This is a genomic window from Streptococcus sp. SO4 (assembly GCF_030440055.1).
Lineage (GTDB): Bacteria > Bacillota > Bacilli > Lactobacillales > Streptococcaceae > Streptococcus > Streptococcus nidrosiense.
The window spans coordinates 114642-141077 of the sequence record NZ_JAQFJI010000006.1; the positions used below are offsets into that span (position 1 = coordinate 114642).

Annotated in this window: 24 protein-coding genes; 12 read left to right on the top strand and 12 right to left on the bottom strand. The window is 39.4% G+C overall.

Going from position 1 to position 26436, the window contains the following annotated elements; all coding sequences use genetic code 11:
* Nucleotides 1-34 precede the first annotated feature (34 nt).
* From pcrA to glmU, 5 genes are all read right to left on the bottom strand, one after another.
* Entirely contained in the window at nucleotides 35-2323 is a 2289-nt protein-coding gene (gene pcrA, locus PCY08_RS05165; RefSeq protein WP_301559659.1) for a DNA helicase PcrA, read from the bottom strand.
* A 140-nt stretch (nucleotides 2324-2463) separates the two neighbouring features.
* Complete coding sequence (locus PCY08_RS05170) at nucleotides 2464-3159, bottom strand: 5'-methylthioadenosine/adenosylhomocysteine nucleosidase (RefSeq protein WP_049548948.1); 696 nt, start codon at nucleotides 3157-3159, stop codon at nucleotides 2464-2466.
* A gap of 10 nt (nucleotides 3160-3169) precedes the next feature.
* Entirely contained in the window at nucleotides 3170-3481 is a 312-nt protein-coding gene (macP, locus tag PCY08_RS05175; protein WP_049548947.1) for a cell wall synthase accessory phosphoprotein MacP, read from the bottom strand.
* Nucleotides 3474-4037 carry an NUDIX hydrolase gene (locus PCY08_RS05180; RefSeq protein WP_301559660.1) on the bottom strand — a complete coding sequence of 188 codons (564 nt, stop codon included), beginning with the start codon at nucleotides 4035-4037 and terminating at the stop codon, nucleotides 3474-3476. The genes macP and PCY08_RS05180 overlap by 8 nt, the downstream gene beginning before the upstream one ends.
* Nucleotides 4038-4046: 9 nt before the next feature.
* Nucleotides 4047-5426 (bottom strand): bifunctional UDP-N-acetylglucosamine diphosphorylase/glucosamine-1-phosphate N-acetyltransferase GlmU, encoded by a 1380-nt coding sequence (gene glmU, locus PCY08_RS05185; protein ID WP_301559661.1) that lies wholly within the window; start codon nucleotides 5424-5426, stop codon nucleotides 4047-4049.
* Between the two features lie 155 nt (nucleotides 5427-5581).
* Here glmU and PCY08_RS05190 point away from each other — a divergent pair, with 155 nt between their 5' ends.
* From PCY08_RS05190 to lysS, 5 genes are all read left to right on the top strand, one after another.
* Nucleotides 5582-6382, top strand: a complete 801-nt coding sequence (locus PCY08_RS05190) for a glycoside hydrolase family 25 protein (protein ID WP_301559662.1) — start codon at nucleotides 5582-5584, stop codon at nucleotides 6380-6382.
* A gap of 109 nt (nucleotides 6383-6491) precedes the next feature.
* Nucleotides 6492-7334, top strand: coding sequence for a DUF368 domain-containing protein (locus PCY08_RS05195; protein ID WP_301559663.1), 843 nt, complete (start codon nucleotides 6492-6494; stop codon nucleotides 7332-7334).
* Nucleotides 7334-7819, top strand: coding sequence for an aminoacyl-tRNA deacylase (locus PCY08_RS05200; RefSeq protein WP_301559664.1), 486 nt, complete (start codon nucleotides 7334-7336; stop codon nucleotides 7817-7819). The genes PCY08_RS05195 and PCY08_RS05200 overlap by 1 nt, the downstream gene beginning before the upstream one ends.
* Nucleotides 7816-8436 carry a histidine phosphatase family protein gene (locus tag PCY08_RS05205; RefSeq protein ID WP_301559665.1) on the top strand — a complete coding sequence of 207 codons (621 nt, stop codon included), beginning with the start codon at nucleotides 7816-7818 and terminating at the stop codon, nucleotides 8434-8436. Before PCY08_RS05200 ends, PCY08_RS05205 begins: the two co-directional genes overlap by 4 nt.
* Before the next feature lie 140 nt (nucleotides 8437-8576).
* The gene (gene lysS, locus PCY08_RS05210) at nucleotides 8577-10067 is read left to right on the top strand and encodes a lysine--tRNA ligase (RefSeq protein ID WP_301559666.1); all 1491 of its coding nucleotides are present in this window, start codon (nucleotides 8577-8579) and stop codon (nucleotides 10065-10067) included.
* 89 nt (nucleotides 10068-10156) lie between these two features.
* On the opposite strand, the gene PCY08_RS05215 is transcribed toward lysS, so the two are convergent.
* The 3 genes from PCY08_RS05215 to PCY08_RS05225 form a co-directional block, all read right to left on the bottom strand.
* Nucleotides 10157-11827 carry a formate--tetrahydrofolate ligase gene (locus PCY08_RS05215; protein WP_301559667.1) on the bottom strand — a complete coding sequence of 557 codons (1671 nt, stop codon included), beginning with the start codon at nucleotides 11825-11827 and terminating at the stop codon, nucleotides 10157-10159.
* A 171-nt stretch (nucleotides 11828-11998) separates the two neighbouring features.
* The gene (locus PCY08_RS05220; protein ID WP_045763901.1) at nucleotides 11999-13474 is read right to left on the bottom strand and encodes a hypothetical protein; all 1476 of its coding nucleotides are present in this window, start codon (nucleotides 13472-13474) and stop codon (nucleotides 11999-12001) included.
* Nucleotides 13455-14654: a hypothetical protein gene (locus PCY08_RS05225; RefSeq protein WP_080936322.1), complete on the bottom strand. Its 1200-nt coding sequence runs from the start codon at nucleotides 14652-14654 to the stop codon at nucleotides 13455-13457. Before PCY08_RS05225 ends, PCY08_RS05220 begins: the two co-directional genes overlap by 20 nt.
* A 141-nt stretch (nucleotides 14655-14795) precedes the next feature.
* Here PCY08_RS05225 and PCY08_RS05230 point away from each other — a divergent pair, with 141 nt between their 5' ends.
* The 3 genes from PCY08_RS05230 to PCY08_RS05240 are packed head-to-tail and all read left to right on the top strand — an operon-like array spanning nucleotide 14796 to nucleotide 16595.
* Entirely contained in the window at nucleotides 14796-15485 is a 690-nt protein-coding gene (locus PCY08_RS05230) for a phosphopantothenate--cysteine ligase (protein ID WP_301559668.1), read from the top strand.
* A gap of 11 nt (nucleotides 15486-15496) precedes the next feature.
* Complete coding sequence (gene coaC / locus PCY08_RS05235; RefSeq protein WP_301559669.1) at nucleotides 15497-16048, top strand: phosphopantothenoylcysteine decarboxylase; 552 nt, start codon at nucleotides 15497-15499, stop codon at nucleotides 16046-16048.
* A complete protein-coding gene (locus tag PCY08_RS05240; RefSeq protein ID WP_001042711.1) occupies nucleotides 16032-16595 on the top strand; it encodes an ECF transporter S component in 564 nt (187 codons plus the stop codon). The genes coaC and PCY08_RS05240 overlap by 17 nt, the downstream gene beginning before the upstream one ends.
* A gap of 192 nt (nucleotides 16596-16787) precedes the next feature.
* On the opposite strand, the gene udk is transcribed toward PCY08_RS05240, so the two are convergent.
* From udk to PCY08_RS05255, 3 genes are all read right to left on the bottom strand, one after another.
* Nucleotides 16788-17426: a uridine kinase gene (udk, locus tag PCY08_RS05245; protein ID WP_007555045.1), complete on the bottom strand. Its 639-nt coding sequence runs from the start codon at nucleotides 17424-17426 to the stop codon at nucleotides 16788-16790.
* A 124-nt stretch (nucleotides 17427-17550) separates the two neighbouring features.
* On the bottom strand, nucleotides 17551-19284 hold the full coding sequence (gene ptsP, locus PCY08_RS05250) for a phosphoenolpyruvate--protein phosphotransferase (protein WP_301559670.1): 1734 nt from the start codon (nucleotides 19282-19284) through the stop codon (nucleotides 17551-17553).
* Between the two features lie 4 nt (nucleotides 19285-19288).
* On the bottom strand, nucleotides 19289-19552 hold the full coding sequence (locus tag PCY08_RS05255; protein ID WP_000146952.1) for a phosphocarrier protein HPr: 264 nt from the start codon (nucleotides 19550-19552) through the stop codon (nucleotides 19289-19291).
* Between the two features lie 363 nt (nucleotides 19553-19915).
* Between PCY08_RS05255 and nrdH the strand changes: the two genes are divergently transcribed.
* From nrdH to PCY08_RS05275, 4 genes are all read left to right on the top strand, one after another.
* Complete coding sequence (gene nrdH, locus PCY08_RS05260) at nucleotides 19916-20134, top strand: glutaredoxin-like protein NrdH (RefSeq protein WP_000259242.1); 219 nt, start codon at nucleotides 19916-19918, stop codon at nucleotides 20132-20134.
* A gap of 68 nt (nucleotides 20135-20202) precedes the next feature.
* A complete protein-coding gene (gene nrdE, locus PCY08_RS05265) occupies nucleotides 20203-22362 on the top strand; it encodes a class 1b ribonucleoside-diphosphate reductase subunit alpha (RefSeq protein ID WP_301559671.1) in 2160 nt (719 codons plus the stop codon).
* A 173-nt stretch (nucleotides 22363-22535) separates the two neighbouring features.
* Nucleotides 22536-23498, top strand: a complete 963-nt coding sequence (nrdF, locus tag PCY08_RS05270; protein WP_049526102.1) for a class 1b ribonucleoside-diphosphate reductase subunit beta — start codon at nucleotides 22536-22538, stop codon at nucleotides 23496-23498.
* 128 nt (nucleotides 23499-23626) lie between these two features.
* Nucleotides 23627-24394, top strand: coding sequence for a DeoR/GlpR family DNA-binding transcription regulator (locus PCY08_RS05275; protein ID WP_049526101.1), 768 nt, complete (start codon nucleotides 23627-23629; stop codon nucleotides 24392-24394).
* Between the two features lie 198 nt (nucleotides 24395-24592).
* Here PCY08_RS05275 and PCY08_RS05280 read toward each other — a convergent pair.
* On the bottom strand, nucleotides 24593-26436 hold a 1844-nt coding region (locus PCY08_RS05280; RefSeq protein WP_301559672.1), incomplete at its 5' end, for an LPXTG cell wall anchor domain-containing protein.

Below are 26436 nucleotides of genomic sequence, written 5' to 3' on the forward strand. Positions count from 1 at the left end.
TATTGCAAGAGGGAATCTTATTCGTTTAGAAAACTTACTTCTTCTCAATCGGTGCTACACTGGCTAGGAGTTTTTTGAGGCCGACTTCTGGGAAATTGATTTTCAATTCCTGAGTAGATCCACTGCCTGAAACTTCCAGCACAGTTCCTTCACCCCATTTTTTATGAAGGGCAATATCACCAATAGACCAGGTTGTCTCACTAGAAGCCGATGTAGAACCAGCTGAAAACTGTCCAAAAGGTAGTCCTTTTGATTCAATTGATCTTGGTGCTGCGTTGCGTTTACGATCTTGTAGAGCTTGAGCTAGGCTCATGCCTTGACCAAAGGCAACACCTCCACTACTATAGGATGCTTTGAAGCTACTATTAGCAGGACGCGCCAAACCTTGATAAGTTAACAAATCTGAACTAATCTCATTGATAAAGCGTGTTGGGCGATTATAGTTCGTTCGACCAAACAGCAAGCGTGAGTTAGCATTGGTTAGATAAAGGATTTTTTCTGCGCGCGTGATACCGACATAGGCTAGACGGCGTTCCTCTTCTAGTTCATCCATGTCTTCTGCAGCACGACTAAGTGGAAAGACATTTTCTTCCATTCCAATTAAGAAGACAACTGGAAACTCTAATCCCTTTGCCGCATGGAGCGTCATTAAGGTTACTTCTGATGTCTCTTGACTACCTGTATCCGTATCTGCAATCAAGGCCAAATCGTTCAAGAAGCGACTGAGCTTATCCAAGCCAGTTTCCTCTTCTTGATTATCTGGATTATCATCGAAATTCTTGGTAACAGAAAGGAACTCTTCGATATTTTCAACACGAGCCTTGCTTTCCAAAGTCGCCTGCGCATTGAGAATATCTACGTAGCCTGTCTTTTCCAAGACTGCTTCCACTAACTCAGTAATGGTTAATTGATCCAGTTGATCCCGCAAATCAAGAATCATATTGGCAAAATCCCAGATTGACTGGGCTGCCTTACCTTTAATCCCTGATAACATGATGTTAGCTGAAGCATCAAGCATCGACATATTTTGTAGGTTGGCAAAGTCACGGATTTTCTCTACTGTTCCTGGTCCAATGCCACGTTTAGGTTCATTAATAATCCGCTCAAAACTGATATTATCACTCAAATTGGCAATGAGATTCAGATATGCAATAACGTCACGGATTTCCTTACGGCTATAGAACTTAGTTCCACCGACCATAGTATAAGGAATATTGGACTTGAGCAGAGCTTCTTCAATGGTACGAGACTGGGCATTGGTACGGTAAAGAACTGCAAAGTCCTTGTGAAGGAAGTTTTGGCTTCGACCAAGTTCATCGATGGTTTTAGCAACAAAGACAGCCTCGTCTTGTTCATCATTAGCACGATAGTAGACAATCTGTTCCCCATCCGCATTTTGAGTCCAGAGATTCTTAGGACGGCGATTTTTATTGTTTTTGATGACATCATTAGCTGCTTGGAGAATGGTCTTGGTCGAACGGTAATTTTCCTCCAACAAAACAACTTTTGCCTTAGGATAATCCTTCTCAAAATCCAAGATATTCTGCATATCAGCACCACGCCAACCGTAGATAGACTGGTCAGCATCCCCAACTACGCAGATATTTTGGAAACGAGAAGCCAAGAGTTTAACGAGTTGATACTGAGCATGGTTAGTATCTTGATACTCATCAACATGAATGTACTGGAACTTCTGTTGGTAATAAGTCAAAACATCGGGATTTTGATCAAAGAGACGCAAGGTCAACATGATTAAGTCATCAAAGTCCACCGACTCTGACTGACGAAGTTCTTTCTGATAGGCCGTATAACACTTAGCTACAATTTGAGTGTACATATCTCCTGCCTGGGCAGCATAAGCAACATCGTCAATCAGATCATTCTTAGCATTGGAAATGGTTCCCAAAACAGTCCGTTCATTCCATTTTTTAGGATCCAAGTTTAACTGTTTGAGGATGCGTTTCATGAGAGTCCGCTGCTCCCCTGGATCCACAATCGTGAAATTGCGATTATAGCCAATGTGGTCCGCATCGCGACGTAGGATACGCACGCACATAGAGTGGAAGGTCGCAATCAAACAATCCTGAGTAGCTGGATTGAGTCCATAAGCACGCTCCTTCATTTCACGCGCCGCTTTATTGGTAAAGGTAATGGCCAAGATATTCCATGGGTTGACCATCTTTTCATCAATTAAGTAGGCAATACGGTGGGTTAAAACACGAGTCTTACCAGATCCCGCCCCCGCCATGATCAGCAAAGGTCCTTCTGTGGTTTGAACGGCCTCGGCTTGACGGTCATTCATTCCCTTTAATAAATCGTTCATTCTCTCTTCCTTATTCTTCAAGTCAATGTTTCTATTATATCAAAAAAGTTTGAAAATAACTTTTCTTAGGAGCCTTCTGATTACTTTAGAAGATTAGACAAGAAAAGAACACTGGATGAGTGTTCTTAGTAATTTTTCTATTAATCCTTTATAGACTGCAAAAGCGTCATTAGGGCTTGGGCAGAACGACGCCCTGCTTCTACGATAAATTCATCAAAGGAAACGGATGCTTCATGGTTGGCATTGTCACTCATGGCACGAACGACTAAGAAAGGAAGGTTCAAAGCCTGAGCTGCTTGAGCAATGGCTGCCCCTTCCATCTCTACAGCAAGAACTTGAGGGAAATGCTCTTTAATGGCCTTGATTTTATCTTCTCCAGCAACAAAACTGTCTCCTGTCGCAATCAAACCTAAATGCCAAGTTTGGTCCAGTTTAGACAAACTCTCTTGAATCAAGCTGATAAACTTTTTGTCTGATTCAAAATAGAGAGGCTGTTGAGCCATTTGACCGTATTCATAACCAAAAGCAGTCACATCAACATCGTGGTAGGTAAGTTTGTCTGCAATCACTACATCCCCTACTGCGATTCCACTTGCCACTGCACCAGCAGAACCAGTATTAATCACTGCATCGACTTGAAAGTGATCCGCTAAGATAGCGACACTCATCGCAGACATGACTTTACCAATACCACTCTCTACAAGTACAAGCTCAATAGAACCAATCTTACCAGTATGATAGCTATTTCCCAGAACCTTTTCTTCACTGGCTTCGTCCAAGTGTTGAATCAAGTAAACTAGCTCTTCTGGCATAGCTGCAATAATTCCAATTTTCATGATAGACCCCTTAAATAAATCTCATTGCTAAAATTAACAAAATCAAGAGAAAAATAACTGCAAAAAGAATCTTGTTTAATTTAGAATTAAAGACATTTCTCTTAGTATTTTCAATCCGACGACTTTTGTGAATAGAAGGTTCAACTTCGATGGTCAGTGTATCTTGGCTAAAACCATGATCTTTGGTTCGTGAATAGCCAAAATTCTGAGCTGAAGTCGGTAAAATCTTAGTTTCCTCATCATCTAGCAAGGGAGGACCTGAGATGTCCTCTCCTCGATTAGCACGTTCGATCATTTCATCTGTTAATAAAGGTTTACCCATGGGCTCCTCCACTATTTTTTTGTAATTCCCAGTACTGAATAGCCATGATAGTCTTGGCATCACAAATATCACCTGACTGGATCAGTTCTTTAGCTTGGTCCAGACTGACCTCAAGTAACTCTAAAGTCTCATCTTCATCCTGAGGACGAGGATTTTCAACTTTTGTCAAATCACTTGCCAAGTAAAGTTTTAAGCGCTCGTTACAAAATCCAATCGCAGAGTAAAAATCATAGAGAAGGCTTAATTTACCAGTATAGGCTGCTTCTTCTTCTAATTCACGAAGTGCTGCAGCTTCTGGATCTGCATTCTCCCCAATTTCCAGTTTACCTGCAGGAATTTCATAAGAGACTTTTTCAATCGCCTTGCGATATTGTTTAACAAAAACAATCTTATTTTCTGGAGTAACTGCAAGGACACAAACTGCTCCATTGTGGAAAATCAAATCACGTTGCGCTCTACCTTTTCCAGAAGGTAGTTCAACCTGGTCTTGAACCAATTGGAAGATTGGTCCTTTATAGATTTCTTTACGACTAAGCGTCTTTTCTTCAAATTCCATCGTTAGCTCCTATTTATTGTTAGGATGATGAGGGAGGCGAGTTGCATATTCATCCTTATTGACTTGACGACCTCGTCCAATAGCAATGGCATCAGCTGGAACATCCTTAGTAATGGTTGAACCTGCCCCAACAAGAGAGTTATCTCCAAGTTCTACTGGGGCAATGATGGTTGAATTTGATCCAACAAAAACATTGTTGCCAATAGTTGTTTTAAACTTGTGTTGACCATCGTAATTTACAGTGATCGTTCCAGCACCAAAGTTGACATCACTACCAACTTCACAGTTACCAATATAAGTCAAATGACCAGCTTTTGTATTTTCACCGATGCTTGAACCTTTGACTTCAACAAAGTTCCCGATATGCACATCTTTCGCAAGGCTTGAGCCTGGACGGATATGAGCATATGGTCCAACTGTAACACCATCAGCAACACTACTTTCCTCAATCATCGAATTAGTAATCACTGCCCCTGATCCGATAGTACTATCAACAATATATGTTCCATTTGTCAAAACGGTCTCTGAACCAATCTTACTAGAACCTTTGAGGGTTACATTCGCTTCAATTTGAACTTCTGGAGCAATTTCAACATCGATGTCAATGTAAGTAGCTTCAGGATTCACAAAACTAACTCCATTGACCATATGGGCTTGGTTAATACGGCGACGCATGATGCCTTCAGCTGTCGCAAGGGCAACACGGTCATTAACTCCGAGACTTTCATCAAAGTCTTTCAGAGTATAGGCTCCGACTTTTTCTCCAGCTTCACGGAAAATGCCGATGACATCAGTAATGTAGTATTCGCCTTGGGCATTGTTGGTGTTGATATTCTTCAAAGCTTCAAAGAGACGAGCATTATCAAAGACATAAGTTCCTGTATTGATTTCCTTGATTTGTTTTTCAAAATCAGTCGCATCCTTCTGCTCCACGATACGAAGCACTTCAGCATTCTCGTTACGAACAATACGCCCATAACCAAACGGATCTTCAGCTTCTGCAGTTAGGATTGTTGCTACGTTCTTGTGATTAACGTGGAAATCAATCAAGTTCTTTAGACTTTCACCAGTAATGAGTGGTGTATCACCAGCAATAACCAATGTTTGTCCAGAAAGTCCTTCAAGAATTGGCTCAGCCATCATAACTGCATGACCAGTTCCTAATTGCTCAGACTGTCTTACAAAATCAGTTTGACCAGCTAAAACTTGCTCCACAAGTTCTGCCTTATGACCAACAACCGTTACTGTTTTTTCAGGATTGATGGCCCCTACGCTACGAAAAACATGCTCAAGCATTGAAATTCCTGCAACCTTGTGCATGACTTTTGGTAGATCTGATTTCATACGAGTACCTTTACCCGCTGCTAAAATAACTGCATAATTTGCCATATTTTTCTCTTTTCTATAGAAATTCCCTTATATTATATCATAAATTTGCTTTTTCAAACACCAAAGAGGGCAAATGCTTTAAAACATCGCATTCTCTAGATGATTTCGAGTATTTTTTTTGATTTTTTTCACCATTTACGATACACTATAAAAGTATGAGAAAGAAAATAAATCCTGTTTTTATTTTTACTGTATTAGCTACTCTCGTGGGTATTTTAATCATCAATAGACCCAAGTTTGAAGACCATCCAGTCAAAACAAAGCAAAATCCAGTTCAAGTAGAAACTCAAGCTTTACATAATATCAACAAGCCGATTATTGATGTTTCTGGCTGGCAAAGACCATCAGAGATCAATTATGACACCTTAACTCAAAATATTTCAGGTGCAATCGTTCGGGTTCATAGTGGAGCTCAAGCTTCTGTTGAAAACGATGCTTCATTTAAAAATGGGGTTGATAAGGCTTATAAAGAACACATCACAGAATTTCAAAAACGGAATATTCCAGTCGCTGTTTATGCCTATGTAGCTGGTAAAAATGTCGAAGAAATGGAAAAAGCTGCTGAAGCCTTTTATAACGCTGCTTCTCCCTATAATCCTAGCTACTATTGGTTGGATGTTGAAGACAAGACTATGTCTGACATGAACCAGGGTGTTGAGGCCTTTCGTGCTAAATTAGCTTCATTGGGTGCAAAAAATATCGGTATCTATGTTGGTGTTTACTTTATGGAGGAACATAGTATCAGCGTTGATAATTACTCAGCAATCTGGATACCTTCCTATGGAACCAACGCAGGTTACTATGAGAGTGCTCCGAAAACAGATCTTAGCTATGACCTACACCAATACACTTCACATGGAAATCTTGGCGGATTTGAACATCACCTCGATTTGAACCTTATTTCTTCATCAAAGAACAAGGAAGAAACCTTTAGAAAATTGTTTTTAAATCCTTAATCACTATCACAATAAGCAAGTCAGACATTGCTTTCTGCTTGCTTTTCTTTATTTTTCAGTATTAAATCACTGTTTTATCTTTATAGAATATGAATCTCGGAGGACCTCTATGTTATCATGGTTATCAAAAATTATTAAGGGAATTGTAATCGCCCTAGGTTTCATTCTACCAGGGATTTCTGGTGGCGTTCTGGCTGCTATCTTGGGAATTTATGAGAGAATGATTCGTTTTCTTGCCCATCCTTTTAAGAATTTAAAAGAAGATGTGTTCTTTTTCCTTCCTGTCGGTATTGGGATGCTTCTAGGTATCGGACTTTTCTCCTATCCAATCGAGTATCTTTTAGAGAATTATCAAGTGTACGTATTGTGGAGTTTTGCTGGAGCTATCATTGGTACCATCCCAAGTCTTGTCAAAGAATCAACTCGTGACTCTGATAGAGATAAGGTTGACCACATATGGTTTTGGACAACCTTCATCATTTCAGGTATCGCCCTCTATGCCTTGAATTTTGTAGTTGGTTCTCTATCTGCAAGCTTCCTAAACTTTACACTAGCTGGTTGTTTGTTGGCGCTTGGTATTTTGGTTCCAGGGCTTAGTCCTTCCAATCTTCTCTTGATTCTTGGCCTTTATGGCCCTATGTTAACAGGGTTTAAGACTTTTGATTTGTTTGGAACCTTCTTACCAATTGGGATTGGGCTTCTTATCACTCTGATTATTTTCTCTAAATTCATGGACTATGCTCTTCGCCTTTATCACTCACGTGTGTATCATTTTATCATTGGGATCGTACTATCAAGTACACTCTTGATCCTTATTCCAAACGCTGGCAATGCTGAAAGTATTAGTTACAGTGGTTTGTCACTAGTTTCATATGTACTGATTGCTTTCTTCTTTGCCCTAGGGATTTGGTTGGGAATCTGGATGAGTCAATTGGAGGATAAGTATAAATAATGGCAAAAAAAGTAAAAGTCAAGAAAACCTTGGTCCAACAAATTTTAACAAAGGCAGGAATAAACCATACAGGTATTCAAATTAATGCCTTGGAAGGTGAAATGCCTCAAGGTTATGAAAAGAGTCAGATTTTTAAGACTCTAGCACTTCTGGGAGATAAAACTGGACCAATTATTGGAATCGTGCCTATCACTGAACATCTTTCTGAAAAGAAACTTGCTAAGATTTCTGGTAATAAGAAAGTCAGCATGATTCCACAAAAAGACCTAGAAAAAACAACAGGCTACATCCACGGTGCCAATAATCCAGTTGGAATCCGTCAAAAACATAACTATCCTATCTTTATCGACCAAACTGCTCTTCAACTGAATGAAATGATTGTTTCCGCAGGGGAAGTTGGTCATAGTATCATTATCAATCCTCAAGATCTAGCATCCTTTGTTAAAGCTGAATTTGCAGACATCTTGGAGGCAAGTAACACATGAAATTCTATTTTATTCGTCACGGTAAAACACTTTGGAATCTGGAGGGACGTTTTCAAGGAGCGAGTGGGGATTCTCCACTCCTTGAGGAATCCATTGAAACCTTAAAAAAATTAGGCCAATATCTTCAGGAAACTTCATTTGATGTGATTTATTCTAGTGATCTTCCTCGTGCTAAAACTTCTGCTCAAATTATCCAAAGTCAACTGAAAAACAGCTGTCCATTAGAAGAAATCCCCTCACTAAGAGAATGGCAACTTGGAAAACTTGAAGGTGCAAAATTTGCAACCTTGGAAGGCATCTATCCCGAGCAATTAAAAGCTTTTCGTACCAATCTAGCAAAATTCGATTCGACTATGTTTGGAGCAGAGTCTGTCTATCAAACAACTCAACGAACCATTCAATTTATCAAATCATTAGAGTCCAAACCTTTTGAACATGTTATGATTGTTGGTCACGGGGCCAATCTCACAGCCAGTATTCGAACTCTTTTAGGATATGATACTCCACTACTTAGAAAAGATGGAGGTCTAGCAAATGCCAGTGTGACTATTGTCGAAACAGAAGACTTTAAAAACTTCAAGCTTTTGGAATGGAACGACACTTCTTATCAGAATTAGAACTGAACTTAACAATCGCTGTTAAGTTCTTTTTAGATTTTGTAGAATATCCGTGAATTTATTTGACTTTTATGATAAAATGGGAGTATCGCAAAAAAGACTCATCGTATCAAGAATTGAGTAAAAACTAGGAGGAAACCATGTCAACAGAACATATGGAAGAACTAAATGACCAGCAGATCGTTCGCCGTGAAAAAATGGCTGCGCTCCGCGAACAAGGAATCGATCCATTCGGTAAACGCTTTGAACGCACTGCTAACTCACAAGAATTAAAAGATAAATATGCTGACCTCGATAAGGAACAATTACACGAATTGAACGAGACTGCTACTATTGCAGGTCGTCTTGTTACCAAACGTGGTAAAGGTAAAGTTGGATTTGCTCACCTTCAAGACCGCGAAGGTCAAATTCAAATCTACGTTCGTAAAGACGCTGTTGGTGAAGAAAACTACGAAATCTTTAAAAAGGCTGACTTGGGAGACTTCCTTGGTGTCGAAGGTGAAGTGATGCGTACAGATATGGGAGAACTTTCTATCAAGGCGACTCATATCACGCACTTGTCTAAAGCCCTTCGTCCATTGCCTGAGAAATTCCACGGACTTTCAGACGTTGAAACAATCTACCGTAAACGTTACCTTGATTTGATTTCTAACCGTGAAAGCTTTGACCGCTTCGTCACACGTTCAAAAATCATTTCTGAAATCCGTCGCTACCTCGATGCTCAAGGTTTCCTTGAAGTAGAAACACCTGTACTTCACAACGAGGCCGGTGGGGCTGCTGCTCGCCCATTTATCACACACCACAATGCTCAAAACATTGATATGGTGCTTCGTATCGCGACTGAACTTCACTTGAAACGTCTTATCGTTGGTGGTATGGAGCGCGTTTATGAGATTGGCCGTATCTTCCGTAACGAAGGGATGGATGCTACACATAACCCTGAGTTCACTTCTATCGAAGTTTACCAAGCATACGCAGACTTCCAAGACATCATGGACTTAACTGAAGGTATTATTCAACACGCTGCTAAAGCTGTTAAAGGCGACGGTCCAGTTATCTATCAAGGAACTGAAATCAAGATCAATGAACCATTTAAACGTGTACACATGGTGGATGCAATCAAAGAAATTACTGGTGTAGACTTCTGGCAAGACATGACTTTGGAAGAAGCTAAAGCTATTGCAGCTGAAAAGAATGTTCCTGTTGAAAAACACTATACTGAAGTTGGACACATTATCAATGCCTTCTTTGAAGAGTACGTTGAAGAAACATTGATTCAACCAACATTTGTATACGGTCACCCAGTAGCTGTATCACCACTTGCTAAGAAAAATCCAGAAGATGAGCGCTTTACAGACCGCTTTGAGCTCTTCATCATGACTAAAGAATACGGAAATGCCTTTACTGAGTTGAACGACCCAATCGACCAGCTTAGCCGTTTCGAAGCTCAAGCCAAAGCCAAAGAGCTTGGTGACGACGAAGCGACTGGCATTGACTACGACTACATCGAAGCACTTGAATACGGTATGCCACCAACAGGTGGTTTGGGAATCGGTATCGACCGTCTCTGCATGCTCCTCACAGATACAACCACTATCCGTGATGTATTGCTCTTCCCAACTATGAAATAAAAACTAAAATCTCCTAGTTATCTCTAGGAGATTTTTTAATAATAACAAAAAGACAAACTCAATATTGAGCTTGTCTTTAAATTTTCTTATTAAAATAATCCAAGAACTGTTCCATCACTTTCAACATCCATGTTGAGAGCAGCTGGTCGTTTTGGAAGTCCAGGCATGGTCATCACATCTCCAGTAAGAGCAACGATGAAGCCTGCACCCAATTTTGGTACCAATTCACGAATAGTAATTTCAAAGTTTTCAGGGGCTCCAAGAGCATTTGGATTATCTGAGAAACTGTATTGAGTTTTAGCCATACAGATTGGCAATTTGTCCCAACCATTTTGTACGATTTGTGCGATTTGAGTTTGAGCTTTCTTCTCGAAGTTTACTTTACTTCCACGATAGATTTCAGTGACAATCTTTTCAATCTTCTCTTGTACTGAAAGGTCATTGTCATACAAACGTGTATAGTTAGCTGGGTTTTCGTCAATCGTTTTGACGAGAGTTTCAGCTAGAGCTACTCCACCTTCTGCTCCATCAGCCCATACGCTAGCCAATTCAACTGGAACATCGATTGAAGCACAAAGTTCTTTCAAAGCTGCGATTTCAGCTTCTGTATCAGATACAAATTCGTTAATTGCAACAACTGCTGGAATACCGAACTTACGGACATTCTCAACGTGGCGTTTCAAATTAGCAAAACCAGCACGAACTGCTTCTACATTCTCTTCTGTCAACGCGTCCTTAGCAACCCCACCATTCATCTTAAGAGCACGAAGTGTTGCAACAATCACTACTGCATCTGGCGCAGTTGGCAAGTTTGGAGTTTTGATATCCAGAAATTTCTCAGCACCAAGGTCTGCACCAAAACCTGCTTCTGTCACTGTGTAATCTGCCAAGTGAAGGGCTGTCGTTGTAGCCAAGACAGAGTTACATCCGTGTGCGATATTGGCAAATGGGCCACCATGTACAAAGGCAGGTGTTCCATAGATGGTTTGAACCAAGTTCGGTTTGATAGCATCTTTCAAAATCAATGCCAAGGCACCTTCAACCTGTAGATCACCAACTGAAACAGGTGTACGATCATAACGGTAGCCGATAACGATATTGGCCAAACGACGTTTCAAATCTTCAATATCAGTTGCCAAGCAAAGAATAGCCATGATTTCTGATGCGACAGTGATATCAAATCCATCTTCGCGTGGAATACCATTAAGTGGACCACCAAGTCCAACTGTCACGTGACGAAGAGCACGATCATTCAAGTCCACTACGCGTTTCCAGAGAATACGACGTTGGTCGATTCCAAGCTCATTTCCTTGGTGCAAATGATTGTCAATCAAGGCAGAGAGAGCATTGTTTGCAGTTGTAATAGCATGCATATCTCCAGTAAAATGAAGGTTGATGTCTTCCATTGGTAAAACTTGGGCATAACCACCACCAGCAGCACCACCTTTGATACCCATGACTGGACCAAGAGAAGGTTCGCGGATAGCTATCATGGTTTTCTTACCAATCTTATTCAAAGCATCAGCAAGTCCGATAGTGATAGTTGATTTTCCTTCACCAGCAGGTGTTGGATTGATAGCAGTAACTAGAATCAATTTACCGACTGGATTACTTTCAACCTCACGAATCTTATCAAAGCTAAGTTTAGCCTTATACTTTCCATACAATTCCAAATCGTCTGCAGAAATCTCAAATTGGTCAACGACCTCAACAATTGGTTTTAAATCAATACTCTGTGCAATTTCAATATCTGTTTTCATAATGAACTCCTCTAACCTCTGATGTGTTAATTCATTATAACACAAAACAAGATTTTTAACAGACAAAAAGCTTGATAACGTTCGTAAATATAGCGACATCAAAGGATTTACCGCCCACTATTTAAATTTTTATATGCCTTTATAAGTTTTAACTATAGATTAAGATTTCGACTAATTCAAAAAGTAGCTATCAATTTCTGATAAATTGTGTAGAATTTGACTATTAGAAACTCCTATTTGCTCAGCTAATTCAATTGAATACTCAAAACGAAGACGTATATTGATAGATAAATCAAAAGAGTAATCCTGTAATCGTCCTAGTTTATGATATTTATCTATAATATCATTAAAAATAATCTTGTATTTATCATCTAAGTTTTTGATATGGTTATCTAAGTTTTCCCTGTAATTTTGAATTAATTCCTGTTCCCTATCACTTAAAATCCCTTTGCCTATTTCCCAAATTATTGAAGTAGCAATTGAACCTACTACTGCTCCTAAGACAGGGACAGGAATAAGTGTTTGACCAACACATGAACCAATTGTCGCTAATGTTGTATCCAATGTATTGATAGTTATAAAATTTATAAATTCATCCTCAGTAATCTCATTTGTTCTAAGTTTAGTAATAATATCTACCATGCCGTAACTTGCTGTTACAAACGCACTTGCATAAGGAGCACTCATTTTAAAAACATTAGTGAGACCATAAATCGCGTAACCTGATATAGAAGCTTTTACCGCACCTTCCACTGTTTCTAATCCACAGTCTAACCAATCTGATTGTTCAAATTCAAAAATTGTTTTTCCTTCTTTGTTTTTCCCATACACAGCTGACATTAATGCTAAACCACCTTGTAAAAGAAAAGTATTTTTTGCAATCTTGTTAGCTTCTCTTAAATTTGGTAAAGAATTTTTTTTGGCAAGAATTTTCTTCTTAGCTAATTCTCTCCGCTTTACTTTGACCTTTTTATCAATTTTTATTTTCTCTAAGTCTAATACTTTATTAATTGAATTTCTTTGAGCATCATCATAATTTAGAACAGATGATTTCATCCAAGATTTATATGAAGTAAGTCCCTTTCTTTCGGTAATATCATTGATCATTTGTCGTATATCAGTAATTTGTTTAATAGACAATTTTTTACCATTAAATTCAACTTCTTTGGCGCCAGCCATAATTTTTTCGTATACTAACACGTGATCTTTTGGAAACATCATTTTCATTTTTTTACTGTAATGAAAAGATTGACATAGTTCATCACGTAAATTATTATAAAACTTCATTTGAATGGTATTTCTACCAATTAATAAATCGGCTGGTCCATTATCATTCAATACTTTTACAATAGGATTTAATCCTTCAAAAGCTCTTCTCGCATTCACAATTCCTGCTTCTGCAAATTCAGCAATAAAACCGTGACCGCCGTATTCACCTCCACGATTCTTTAGAATAACGTCTTCAATGTTATTTCTAGCATAGTTTAAGATTTTAGAGGCATTGTCCTTGTTTAAAATGACATGTCGAGCTTCATCATCAATCATTTTCATAGCAATTTGTAAGTCTTGAATTCTCAAGTTGTTTAAACAATTGACATATGCACCTATCCCTTGATAAAATGCTCTATTAACAGCCTGATTCATCATTTATTTTAATTTCCTTATTAATCATCGAAGTAAGTGAGAGGGTTGAATTTACTAAACTACCTGCTTGATACTTTTCATCATCTGTAAATAAGTTATAATCTTTTCCAATTAAAGAAAGATTAGCTAAATAAATCTCCTCAGTTTGCTTTTCAATTAAATTAATTAATTCACTAATTTCTATTATTGATTTATCAGTTTGTCTAATTAATAACTCAATTTTCTTTTGTTCATCAAGCGCTTCTTTAGCTACTTCTTCATTTTTTTTATTAGCAAAAACACCTGCTCCGACAGACGCTGTTAACATTAAGCCAGCAATCCCCCAACCAACAGGGCCCACCATGGCTAAAAAGGCATTGCCAGCAGCCATACCTCCTCCGCCTGCTGCTAGACTTCCTCCACCTAACCAAGCTAATGCCGCACTATTTGCTGCTGCACCTGTCAAGCTAGAAATTGCTGTTCCTGTTGATGCGACACCAAAAGTAGTTGCAACTCCCATAGCTGCAGTAGGACCTAAAGTTGCGACTGTCACACCTAAAGCACTTAAAGAAGCTGTAGCTGCCGTACTACCGCTGGCTAATTCTGCTTCTTTGATTGCCTGAGTAATAGCTAACTGCTTATCTTCGAAATTCTGTATTTCAACAATTATTTCGTCTAATTTTGTTTCAAATTCTTTCGGTTTATTTGCTAATTTACTAATTCTTTCTTCAATGATTTTGACAACTTTGATCGCCTTGTCTCTACTTTTATAAAGCTCAGTCGATTTATTCGTTAGATCTGTGGCTTTTTCATTATATGTTTGAATAGATTCATGATAGTTCTCAACGGCTTCGGACCTTAGTTTACCATTAAAAAGATCTATTGAATCAATTTGTGATTTTGCTTCCGTTGCAACTTTACCAGCTTGATTAAGCGTGCCAGATGCAACCTCTGTTACTTGTTGAACAGTATCATTCGCTACTGTAGCAGCTTGACCTGAAACGTCTGAAACAACATTTCCTATCTTATTTGATACATCTCCTATTACTTTTACAGAATCTGATAATAAATCTCCTGTAACTTTCCCAGCGCTATCTAAAGCTTTTCCAGCTTCATTAAGTACGCTACTAGTTGTCTTACTAGCATCATCAATTACTTTACTAGCTTCTTTAACCATATTATCTGCAAACTTAAAAAAGTCCATAACGGCTTCCCCTTTTCATCTATAACTAAAATAATTATCTTATATCTTAAATTAATTGTCAATAATAATATAGTTATAAAGTTTAGTTATATTTTATCGCTTTCATTTTACTTACTGTTCATTTTTTTGTACAATAGTTCTATGAAAATTTTAGTTACATCTGGTGGTACAAGCGAGGCAATAGATCGAGTTCGCTCCATTACCAATCACTCTACTGGTAGACTTGGTAAAGTAATAACTGAGACTTTACTAAAGGCTGGTCACCAAGTTTGTCTGATTACTACGCAACAAGCACTAAAACCAGAACTACACCCGAATTTGACTATGATTGTAATCAAAAACACTTCCGATTTACTTCAAGAGATGAAACGGATTGTACCTGATTATCAAGTCTTGATTCATTCCATGGCAGTCTCTGACTATAGTCCTGTTTACATGACTGGTCTTGACCAAGTTCGAGCAAGTCAAGATTTAAATGAATTTTTGCATAAGAAAAATATGGAAACAAAGATCTCTTCTAAGGATGAGGTGCAAGTCCTATTTCTTAAGAAAAATCCAAAGATCATCTCTCTTGTTAAAGAATGGAATCCAAGTATCCATCTCATTGGCTTTAAACTGCTTGTCGATGTTACTAAGGAGCATCTGATTCAAATCGCTAGAGAAAGTCTTGAAAAGAATCAAGCTGATTTGATTGTCGCTAATGACCTCACTCAGATTAATGCTGATCAACACCTGGCTTATCTAGTAGAGGAAAAAGATTATCAGATTGCTGCCAGCAAACAAGAAATTGCTGACTTGTTAGTGGAAAAAATTCAAGGATTTGATCGTTAGAAAGGAAAATTATGGCTCGTATTACACTCGCTGTGACAGGCTCTATCGCCTCTTACAAGGCTGCTGATTTGGTTAGTAACTTGAAGAAACAGGGGCATTCTGTTACTGTACTTATGACCCAGGCTGCGACTGCTTTTATTCAACCTTTAACTCTTCAAGTCTTATCTCAAAATACCGTACATCTCGATCTTATGCAGGAACCTTATCCCGATAAAGTCAATCATATCGAGCTTGGCAAAGAAACAGATTTGTTTATCCTTGCCCCTGCAACCGCTAATACGATTGCGAAAGTCGCGTACGGTTTGGCTGATAATATGGTAACTGCTACTGCTCTTGCCCTGCCCCACTATATTCCAAAACTAGTAGCACCTGCTATGAATACCAAAATGTATGACCATCCAGCAACTCAAACAAACCTAAATACTTTGGAAACTTATGGTTATACAATTATTGCTCCAAAAGAGTCCCTACTGGCCTGTGGCGATGTAGGACGGGGTGCTCTTGCTGATCTTGATACTATTTTACAACAGATAAAGGAAAAACTTCATGAACAAACGCTCTAATATTGCTCCAATTGCTATCTTTTTTGCCAGCATGATCGTCATTCATCTGCTGAGCTCTATTGTCTTTAATGTCTTGCCATTTCCAATTAAACCAACCATTGTCCATATTCCAGTCATCATTGCTAGTATCATCTACGGGCCACGGATTGGAGCCATCTTAGGTTTCTTGATGGGGATGATTAGTTTGACAGTCAATACAATCACAATTCTCCCAACCAGCTACCTTTTCTCTCCATTTGTACCAAACGGTAACATCTACTCCCTAGTTATTGCGATTGTACCACGCATCCTTATTGGTTTAACTCCATACTTTGTCTATAAACTCCTCAAAAACAAGGCGGGGCTTATCTTCGCTGGAGCACTCGGTTCCCTCACAAATACTGTATTTGTACTAGGCGGAATCTTCTTCCTCTTTGGAAATGTTTTTGACGGAAATATCCAAAAACTATTAGCTACTGTTATCTCAACAAATTCTATTGCAGAACTCATAATCTCAGCAATACTTACCCTAGTTATTGTTCCGAGACTTGAAAAAATCAAAAAATAAGAGGTCGGGAAAATCCCGGCCTCGATTTTTATTTGCCCTAAGTAACTGACTTTGTATTTAATTAAGATTACAGACTCCTAAAAGTCCCTTTGACGAAACTATCGAAAAACTTGATTGTAAAGACTCACCAATATGGGAAAAGGCTTCAATCTTGGAAAAATAATTACTTTCCCATAGCCTTTTATCTACTTATTATTGGGCTAGACGTGCTTCTTCTAAAATCTTTTCAATCTTTGTTGTCAACAAATCGATAGCTACTGTGTTGGTTACTCCTTCTGGAATAACGATATCTGCATAACGCTTTGTTGGCTCAATAAATTGATGATACATGGGTTTTACCACACCAAGATACTGGTCAATAACGCTATCCAGGCTACGACCACGTTCTTCCATATCACGTTTAATACGGCGAATGATACGAACATCATCATCTGTATCTACGAAAATCTTGATATCCATCAAATCACGAAGTCGTTTGTCCTCCAAAACCAAGATTCCTTCTACGATAAAGACATCCTGAGGTTCTTGACGGTAGGTTTTAGAACTTCTAGTATGGGCAGCATAATCATAGGTAGGAATATCAACTGGACGACCTGCCAACAACTCTTTGATTTGCTCAATCATCAAATCAGTATCAAAAGCAAAAGGATGGTCATAGTTGGTCTTAATACGCTCTTCAAAGGTTAGATGAGATTGATCTTTATAGTAGGAATCATGCTCAATCATAGAGATTTTTTCATTTGGAAAATGCGACAAGATTGCTTTAGATACGCTTGTCTTTCCTCCTCCAGATCCACCTGTTACTCCGATAATGATTGGTCTATTTTGCATTGTAGCCTCCTTGTTTTTTCCCTTGTCTATTTTACCATATTTTTGATAAATTTTACAGATGGAGTTTTCTACAAAATAGAAGAAAAAATCCTCATAGCTAAAAGCTACAAGGATTTGTAATTGATTAATCGAAGTTAACGTATTCTTTAGAAAGTTCAAGAACTTCTTCCATTGTTGAACATTCAGTAAGAGCACGGTTAGCGTATTCTTGCATTTTAGCAGTGTCGAGTTTCTTCATCAAGCTACGTGTACGAAGTACTGATGTTGCTGACATAGAGAACTCATCCAAGCCCATTCCGACAAGAAGTGGAACAGCTGTTTGGTCACCAGCCATTTCACCACACATACCAGCCCATTTACCTTCAGCGTGAGCTGCTTTGATAACGTTATTGATCAAACGAAGGATTGATGGGTTGTATGGTTGGTAAAGGTATGAAACTTGTTCGTTCATACGGTCTGCCGCCATTGTGTATTGGATCAAATCGTTTGTACCAATTGAGAAGAAATCAACTTCTTTTGCAAATTGGTCTGCAAGCATAGCTGCTGCAGGAATTTCGATCATGATACCAACTTGGATGTCATCCGCAACTGCAATACCTTCAGCAAGAAGGTTAGCTTTTTCTTCATCGAAGACTGCTTTAGCTGCACGGAATTCTTTCAAAAGCGCAACCATCGGGAACATGATACGCAATTGACCGTGTACAGAGGCACGAAGAAGAGCACGGATTTGAGTGCGGAACATTGCATCTCCTGTTTCAGAGATAGAGATACGAAGAGCACGGAATCCAAGGAATGGGTTCATTTCATGTGGCATATCGAAGTAAGGAAGTTCCTTGTCACCACCGATATCCATTGTACGGACAACAACTGGTTTACCGTTCATTCCTTCAAGAACAGCCTTGTATGCTTCGTACTGCTCGTCTTCAGTTGGGAAGTCTTGAGAATCCATGTACAAGAACTCTGTACGGTAAAGACCTACAGCTTCTGCACCGTTGTCATTAACACCTTCAACGTCTTTTGGAGTACCAATGTTTGCTGCCAATTCGAAGTGTTTACCATCAGCAGTGACAGTTTGAGCATCCTTCAAGAGTGCCCACTCAGCTTTTTGTTGAGCGTAAGCTTCACCAGCTGCTTTAAACTCAGCCGCTTGTTCTTCAGTAGGGTTGATAATCACTTCACCTGTAATACCATTAACGGCAAGTAGGTCACCATCTTTAACGATTTCAGTGATATTGTTTGTACCCAAAACTGCAGCGATTTCAAGTGTACGAGCCATGATAGCTGAGTGACTTGTACGACCACCAATGTTTGTTACAAAAGCTTTAACAAAGTTTTTGTCCAATTGAGCTGTATCAGATGGAGTCAAGTCGTGAGCAATCACGATTACTTCTTCATTGATAGAAGCTGGGTTTGGCAATTTTTTACCAAGGAGGTTAGCCAATACACGTTTTGTTACGTCGCGGATATCCGCTGCACGTTCTTGCATGTATGGGTTGTCTTCCATGCCTTCAAAGATTGTGATAAACATGTCTGTAACTTCTTTCAGACCTGCTTCTGCATTCACTTTTTTAGCACGGATAGTTTCTTTGATTTGACCGATCAATTCAGGGTCAGCAAGAACCATCAAGTGGGCGTCAAATACTTGTGCCGCTTCTTCACCAAGCGTACCTACAGCCTTCTCGCGGATAAGAGAAAGCTCGTTTTGAGAAGCTTCAAGAGCAACATCCAAACGAGCCTCTTCTGCATTTGTATCTTCGACTGTAACAGTCTCGAATGATAAATCCGGTTGAACGAGTAGATATGCTTTTGCAACTGCAACACCGTCAGATGCTGCGATTCCTTTAAGCATTTCTGTCATTTCCTTATGCCAATCCTTCTTTTTCCATTGTTTCTGAGATAGCAGCGATAGCGTCATCAGCGTCTGCACCTTCAGCAGTGATTGTAACGTCAGCACCTTGACCAACACCAAGGCTCATTACACCCATGATAGATTTAAGGTTAACTGATTTACCTTTGTACTCAAGAGTGATATCTGAAGCAAATTTGCTAGCAGTTTGTACCAACAATGTTGCTGGACGTGCGTGAATACCTGTTTCTGCCACTACGTGGAAATCTTTAGAAGCCATAGTTTGACTCTCCTTTAATAGTTTTCTTGTTGAGTTACATATCTGATAACCCTTACAATTTAGTATTATATCACCTTCATTGATATTTTTCAAGTATTTTATGGACTTTCTTCAATTTCCTTTCAGATAACTTGCTGAAAATCTTCTATTAAATTTAGCAAAACACAGTATGTAGTTTTTGTTAAGTTGTCTATAATGAAATCATTGATTTTTCTGTCGTTGTTTCTCAATATTACACTATATATTGTGTTTGTTAGTAAAATCAGTAAAATAAGTACACAAGATTTAGTTTTAGAAAGTTGACAAAGTTTTTTTTTCTGATATACTAAGAAAGTAATAAATTTTTAAAGAGGAGTTACAGAAATGGTAACCGTATATTCTAAAAACAACTGTGTCCAATGTAAAATGACGAAACGTTTTTTAGACAGTAATAATGTTGAATATAAAGAAATCAATCTTGATGAACAACCTGAATACATTGATCAAGTAAAAGAGCTTGGCTTTAGTGCTGCTCCTATTATTCAGACACCAACAGAAGTTTTCTCTGGTTTCCAACCAGGTAAACTCAAACAACTTGCTTAAGAATCAGGACAAAAGCTTCTATGTCTACCTTAGAAGCCTTTCTTTTGTAATTAGATAAAGGAATTTTTATGGGATTAAAACAACTTGAAGATGTGACTTACTTCCGTCTTAATAATGAAATTAACCGTCCTGTTAATGGACAAATTATGCTTCACAAGGACAAGGAAGCTTTAGAAGCCTTCTTTAAAGAAAATGTTGTACCAAATACAATGGTTTTTAACTCAATTACGGATAAAATCAACTTCCTCATTGAGCATAACTACATTGAAACAGCATTTATCAAGAAATACCGTCCAGAATTTTTGGAAGAACTACACCAATTTATCAAGGATCAAAACTTCCAGTTTAAGTCTTTCATGGCTGCCTATAAATTCTATAATCAGTATGCTCTGAAAACTAATGACGGAGAGTACTATCTTGAGAGTATGGAAGACCGTGTCTTCTTTAACGCTCTTTACTTTGCGGATGGTGATGAAGCGATTGCTATTGATATTGCTAATGAAATCATCCACCAACGCTATCAACCTGCTACTCCTTCTTTCTTGAATGCAGGTCGTGCTCGTCGTGGTGAGTTGGTATCTTGTTTCTTGATCCAGGTAACAGATGATATGAACTCTATCGGACGTTCTATCAACTCTGCTCTTCAACTTTCACGTATCGGTGGTGGTGTAGGAATTTCCCTCAGCAACCTTCGTGAAGCTGGAGCTCCTATCAAAGGATATGAAGGTGCTGCTTCTGGTGTCGTACCAGTTATGAAGCTTTTCGAAGACAGCTTCTCTTACTCTAACCAACTCGGTCAACGTCAAGGTGCTGGGGTTGTTTACCTCAATGTCTTCCACCCAGATATCATCGCCTTCCTTTCAACTAAGAAGGAAAATGCGGATGAAAAAGTGCGTGTCAAGACCCTTTCACTTGGTGTTGTTGTACCAGATAAATTCTACGAATTAGCACGTAAAAATGAAGAAATGTACCTCTTCAGTCCTTACTCTGTAGAGCTAGAATACGGCGTGCCATTTAACTACATCGACATCACAGAAAAATACGATGAATTAGTCGCAAATCCAAATATCCGTAAGACAAAAATCAAGGCGCGTGATTTGGAAACTGAAATTTCTAAATTGCAACAGGAATCTGGCTATCCTTATGTCGTTAACATTGATACTGCTAACCGTGCAAATCCAGTTGATGGTAAGATTATCATGAGCAACTTGTGTTCAGAGATTCTTCAAGTTCAAGAACCAAGTCTTATCAACGATGCTCAAGAATTCCTAAAAATGGGTACTGATGTTTCATGTAACCTCGGTTCAACAAACGTGGTCAACATGATGACTTCACCTGACTTTGGTCGCTCCATCCGTGCAATGGTACGAGCTTTGACCTTCGTTACAGACAGCTCTCATATCGTAGCTGTTCCTACTATTGACCACGGAAACAGCCAAGCTCATACATTTGGACTTGGAGCTATGGGACTTCACAGCTATCTTGCTCAACAATTGATCGAATATGGATCACCTGAGTCTGTTGAATTTACAAGCATCTACTTCATGCTTATGAACTACTGGACCTTGGTTGAGTCAAACAATATCGCACGTGAACGTGGTGTTACCTTCCACAACTTTGAGAAATCAGACTATGCTAACGGAAGCTATTTTGATAAGTATTTAACTGGCGAATTCCTTCCGAAATCAGACCGTGTTAAAGAGCTCTTCAAAGATATCTTTATTCCTACTGCTGCTGACTGGGCTGAACTTCGTGATAAAGTTAAAGCAGATGGACTTTACCACCAAAACCGACTTGCTGTAGCGCCAAATGGTTCTATCAGCTACATCAACGATGTTTCTGCCTCTATTCACCCAATTACGCAACGTATCGAAGAACGCCAAGAGAAGAAAATTGGTAAGATCTACTATCCTGCTGCTGGTTTGTCAACAGAAACAATTCCTTACTACACTTCTGCTTATGACATGGATATGCGTAAGGTAATTGATGTTTATGCTGCTGCGACTGAGCACGTGGACCAAGGACTTTCACTCACACTCTTCATGCGTAGTGATATTCCAACAGGCCTTTACGAATGGAAGAAAGAAAACAAACAAACGACACGTGACTTGTCTATCCTTCGTAACTATGCCTTCAACAAAGGTATCAAGTCTATCTACTACGTCCGTACCTTTACAGATGATGGTGGAGAAGTCGGTGCTAACCAATGCGAGAGCTGTGTGATTTAATTCAACTCTCAAAAAAATTACATTTACTTAATCCATTAAACGTATTTTGCTAATAAAATCATGTAAGAACATAAAAGTCGGGCTTCCGACTTTTTGTTCGATTCTAGCATAGAATTATGATAAAATAAGAGTGATTATGTTATCGCATTACTACACACAGAAAGAGATTTCAAATGAAAACTTACTACAAAGCTATTAACTGGAATGCCATCGAAGATGTCATTGACAAATCAACCTGGGAAAAGCTGACTGAGCAGTTCTGGCTTGATACGCGTATCCCTTTGTCAAATGACCTAGACGACTGGAGAAAGCTTTCTAATAAGGAAAAAGACCTTGTTGGTAAAGTTTTTGGAGGTTTGACCCTTCTTGATACCATGCAATCAGAAACTGGTGTTCAAGCCCTTCGTGCTGATATTCGTACGCCTCACGAGGAAGCTGTTTTTAACAATATCCAATTTATGGAATCTGTTCATGCTAAGTCTTACTCTTCTATCTTTTCTACCTTGAATACTAAGTCAGAAATCGAAGAGATTTTCGAATGGACCAACACCAATCCATATCTTCAGAAAAAAGCTGAGATTATCAATGAAATCTACCTAAACGGAACTCCTCTTGAAAAGAAAGTAGCTAGTGTTTTCCTTGAAACCTTCCTTTTCTACTCTGGTTTCTTCACACCACTCTACTATCTTGGAAACAACAAGTTGGCCAACGTAGCTGAGATCATCAAGTTGATTATTCGTGACGAGTCTGTACACGGAACCTACATCGGCTACAAATTCCAACTTGGTTTCAATGAATTGCCAGAAGATGAGCAAGAAAAACTCAAAGAATGGATGTACGACCTTCTCTATACTCTTTATGAGAATGAAGAAGGATACACAGAGAGCCTCTATGACGAAGTCGGATGGACTGAAGAGGTTAAAACCTTCCTTCGCTACAATGCAAATAAAGCCCTTATGAACTTGGGGCAAGATCCTCTCTTCCCTGATTCAGCTGACGATGTCAACCCGATCGTTATGAACGGGATTTCAACTGGTACATCAAACCACGACTTCTTCTCTCAAGTTGGTAATGGCTATCTACTTGGTGAAGTTGAAGCTATGCAGGATGATGACTATAACTATGGACTAAATTAATACCTAACCTAAAAAAATATCTAAGTTTATTTAAAAACTAGATGTTTTTTTTTGTTTATTTTTGTTTTCTTTGAGTTGCTTAGCTGTTTAAAATATGATAAAATAATATTAGATTTGGGGGTGGTTCAATGCTGAAGCAAGAAAAATTAGATACTATTTTAGACATTGTTAATACAAAAGGAACTATCACTGTTAAAGAGATTATGAATCGCCTTGATATTTCCGATATGACAGCTAGACGATATTTACAAGAGTTAGCGGATAAGGATTTATTGGTTCGAGTGCACGGAGGTGCTGAAAAGCTTCGAACAGGTTCCTTATTAAACAATGAGCGTTCTAACGTTGAAAAACAAGGACTACAAACAGCAGAAAAACAAGAAATTGCTCGCTTTGCAGGTCACTTAGTTGAAGAAAGAGAAACTATTTTTATTGGTCCAGGTACCACATTAGAATTCTTTGCGCGTGAACTTCCTATCGATAACATTCGAGTTGTTACCAATAGTTTGCCTGTATTTCTCATTCTAAACGAGCGTAAGCTAACTGATCTCATTCTAATCGGTGGTAATTATCGTTCAATTACTGGAGCATTTGTCGGTACTCTCACTCTTCAAGATATCGCTAGTTTGCAATTTTCAAAAGCCTTCGTTAGTTGTAATGGTATCAAGGATCATGCTATCGCTACTTTTAGTGAAGACGAAGGTGAAGCACAGAAATTAGCACTTGAAAATGCCAATAAAAAATATCTCCTAGCTGACCATAGCAAATTTGATAAATTTGATTTCTTCACATTTTACAATATCTCAGATATCGACACTATTATCACTGATTCAAAATTAAGTGACCAAACACTCCAATCACTATCTAAACAAACTAAAATTATCAAGTCAAAACCTTAAACTCTACAACTAGTCATAGAATTTAGTAGCTACTACTAATTACATGGCTAGTTTTTTATTTTGCAAAAATTATAAAAGATTCCCCCAATGTTTATAGATATTTACCAAACACAAATATTATAGAACTAAAAAAACCTGAAAGTTATATCTTTCAGGTTTTTTGATCGGAATAATCAACTAATAGAATCGTTAGAAGATTTATTCTTCATCATCACGCTTACGACGTTTAGCCACTAATCCTAATCCAGTTAGACCTGCTACAACTCCAAGGAGAGCATTTGCAGCTGAAACAGTTTCACCTGTATTTGGTAATTGCTTACGGGCCTTAGTGGTATCAGTTTGAGGAGCTTGACTAGTTGAAGTCGAATGAATCATAGACGCACTTGTTGATGTTGATGCTGATTCAGATGCTGATGTACTTGCACTTGTTGAAGCTGACGTGCTTGCTGATGTGCTTGCGCTTGTTGAAGCGGATGTACTTGCTGACGTGCTTGCGCTCGTTGATGCTGACGTGCTTGCTGAGGTACTTGCACTTGTTGACGCTGATGTACTTGCGCTCGTTGAAGCGGACGTGCTTGCCGATGTGCTTGCACTTGTTGAAGCGGATGTACTTGCTGATGTGCTTGCGCTTGTTGACGCTGACGTACTTGCTGACGTGCTTGCGCTCGTTGAGGCTGACGTACTTGCTGAGGTGCTTGCGCTTGTTGAGGCTGACGTGCTAGCAGATGTACTTGCACTTGTTGAAGCGGACGTACTTGCCGATGTGCTTGCACTTGTTGAAGCTGACGTACTTGCTGACGTGCTTGCACTTGTTGATGCAGATGTACTTGCTGACGTGCTTGCACTTGTTGATGCAGATGTACTTGCTGAGGTACTTGCGCTCGTTGAAGCCGACGTACTTGCTGACGTGCTTGCACTTGTTGAGGCTGACGTACTTGCTGAGGTACTTGCGCTCGTTGAGGCTGACGTACTTGCTGATGTGCTTGCACTTGTTGAAGCTGACGTGCTTGCGCTCGTTGAGGCTGACGTACTTGCTGACGTGCTTGCGCTCATTGATGCCGAAGTGCTAGCCGATGTACTTGCGCTCGTTGAGGCCGAAGTGCTTGCTGATGTACTTGCACTCGTTGAGGCCGACGTGCTTGCCGATGTACTTGCGCTCGTTGAGGCCGACGTACTTGCTGAGGTGCTCGCACTTGTTGAAGCGGACGTACTTGCTGAGGTACTTGCACTTGTTGACGCGGACGTACTTGCCGATGTGCTTGCACTTGTTGAAGCGGACGTACTTGCTGACGTGCTTGCACTTGTTGATGCAGATGTACTTGCTGAGGTACTTGCACTTGTTGAAGCGGATGTACTTGCTGACGTGCTTGCGCTTGTTGAGGCTGACGTGCTAGCAGATGTACTTGCGCTTGTTGAGGCTGACGTGCTAGCAGATGTACTTGCACTTGTTGAAGCAGATGTGCTTGCTGAGGTGCTTGCACTTGTTGAAGCGGACGTACTTGCCGATGTGCTTGCACTTGTTGAAGCGGACGTACTTGCCGATGTGCTTGCACTTGTTGAAGCGGACGTACTTGCTGACGTACTTGCACTTGTTGATGCTGACGTACTTGCTGACGTGCTTGCGCTTGTTGAAGCGGATGTACTTGCTGACGTGCTTGCACTTGTTGATGCCGATGTACTTGCTGACGTGCTTGCACTTGTTGAAGCCGATGTGCTTGCTGACGTACTTGCACTTGTTGATGCTGATGTGCTTGCTGACGTGCTAGCCGATGTGCTTGCGCTCGTTGAGGCTGATGTACTTGCTGAAGTGCTTGCACTTGTTGAAGCCGACGTACTTGCGGACGTGCTTGCGCTCGTTGAAGCGGATGTACTTGCTGAGGTGCTTGCACTTGTTGATGCTGACGTACTTGCTGACGTGCTTGCGCTCGTTGAGGCTGATGTACTTGCTGAAGTGCTTGCACTTGTTGAAGCCGACGTACTTGCGGACGTGCTTGCGCTCGTTGAAGCGGATGTACTTGCTGAGGTGCTTGCACTTGTTGATG

Bases quoted from the DNA above. Each gene is read 5' to 3' on its own strand.
- pcrA (WP_301559659.1), bottom strand. From the start codon at position 2,323: ATGAACGATTTATTAAAGGGAATGAATGACCGTCAAGCCGAGGCCGTT.
- PCY08_RS05170 (WP_049548948.1), bottom strand. From the start codon at position 3,159: ATGAAAATTGGAATTATTGCAGCTATGCCAGAAGAGCTAGTTTACTTG.
- macP (WP_049548947.1), bottom strand. From the start codon at position 3,481: ATGGGTAAACCTTTATTAACAGATGAAATGATCGAACGTGCTAATCGA.
- PCY08_RS05180 (WP_301559660.1), bottom strand. From the start codon at position 4,037: ATGGAATTTGAAGAAAAGACGCTTAGTCGTAAAGAAATCTATAAAGGA.
- glmU (WP_301559661.1), bottom strand. From the start codon at position 5,426: ATGGCAAATTATGCAGTTATTTTAGCAGCGGGTAAAGGTACTCGTATG.
- PCY08_RS05190 (WP_301559662.1), top strand. From the start codon at position 5,582: ATGAGAAAGAAAATAAATCCTGTTTTTATTTTTACTGTATTAGCTACT.
- PCY08_RS05195 (WP_301559663.1), top strand. From the start codon at position 6,492: ATGTTATCATGGTTATCAAAAATTATTAAGGGAATTGTAATCGCCCTA.
- PCY08_RS05200 (WP_301559664.1), top strand. From the start codon at position 7,334: ATGGCAAAAAAAGTAAAAGTCAAGAAAACCTTGGTCCAACAAATTTTA.
- PCY08_RS05205 (WP_301559665.1), top strand. From the start codon at position 7,816: ATGAAATTCTATTTTATTCGTCACGGTAAAACACTTTGGAATCTGGAG.
- lysS (WP_301559666.1), top strand. From the start codon at position 8,577: ATGTCAACAGAACATATGGAAGAACTAAATGACCAGCAGATCGTTCGC.
- PCY08_RS05215 (WP_301559667.1), bottom strand. From the start codon at position 11,827: ATGAAAACAGATATTGAAATTGCACAGAGTATTGATTTAAAACCAATT.
- PCY08_RS05220 (WP_045763901.1), bottom strand. From the start codon at position 13,474: ATGATGAATCAGGCTGTTAATAGAGCATTTTATCAAGGGATAGGTGCA.
- PCY08_RS05225 (WP_080936322.1), bottom strand. From the start codon at position 14,654: ATGGACTTTTTTAAGTTTGCAGATAATATGGTTAAAGAAGCTAGTAAA.
- PCY08_RS05230 (WP_301559668.1), top strand. From the start codon at position 14,796: ATGAAAATTTTAGTTACATCTGGTGGTACAAGCGAGGCAATAGATCGA.
- coaC (WP_301559669.1), top strand. From the start codon at position 15,497: ATGGCTCGTATTACACTCGCTGTGACAGGCTCTATCGCCTCTTACAAG.
- PCY08_RS05240 (WP_001042711.1), top strand. From the start codon at position 16,032: ATGAACAAACGCTCTAATATTGCTCCAATTGCTATCTTTTTTGCCAGC.
- udk (WP_007555045.1), bottom strand. From the start codon at position 17,426: ATGCAAAATAGACCAATCATTATCGGAGTAACAGGTGGATCTGGAGGA.
- ptsP (WP_301559670.1), bottom strand. From the start codon at position 19,284: ATGACAGAAATGCTTAAAGGAATCGCAGCATCTGACGGTGTTGCAGTT.
- PCY08_RS05255 (WP_000146952.1), bottom strand. From the start codon at position 19,552: ATGGCTTCTAAAGATTTCCACGTAGTGGCAGAAACAGGTATTCACGCA.
- nrdH (WP_000259242.1), top strand. From the start codon at position 19,916: ATGGTAACCGTATATTCTAAAAACAACTGTGTCCAATGTAAAATGACG.
- nrdE (WP_301559671.1), top strand. From the start codon at position 20,203: ATGGGATTAAAACAACTTGAAGATGTGACTTACTTCCGTCTTAATAAT.
- nrdF (WP_049526102.1), top strand. From the start codon at position 22,536: ATGAAAACTTACTACAAAGCTATTAACTGGAATGCCATCGAAGATGTC.
- PCY08_RS05275 (WP_049526101.1), top strand. From the start codon at position 23,627: ATGCTGAAGCAAGAAAAATTAGATACTATTTTAGACATTGTTAATACA.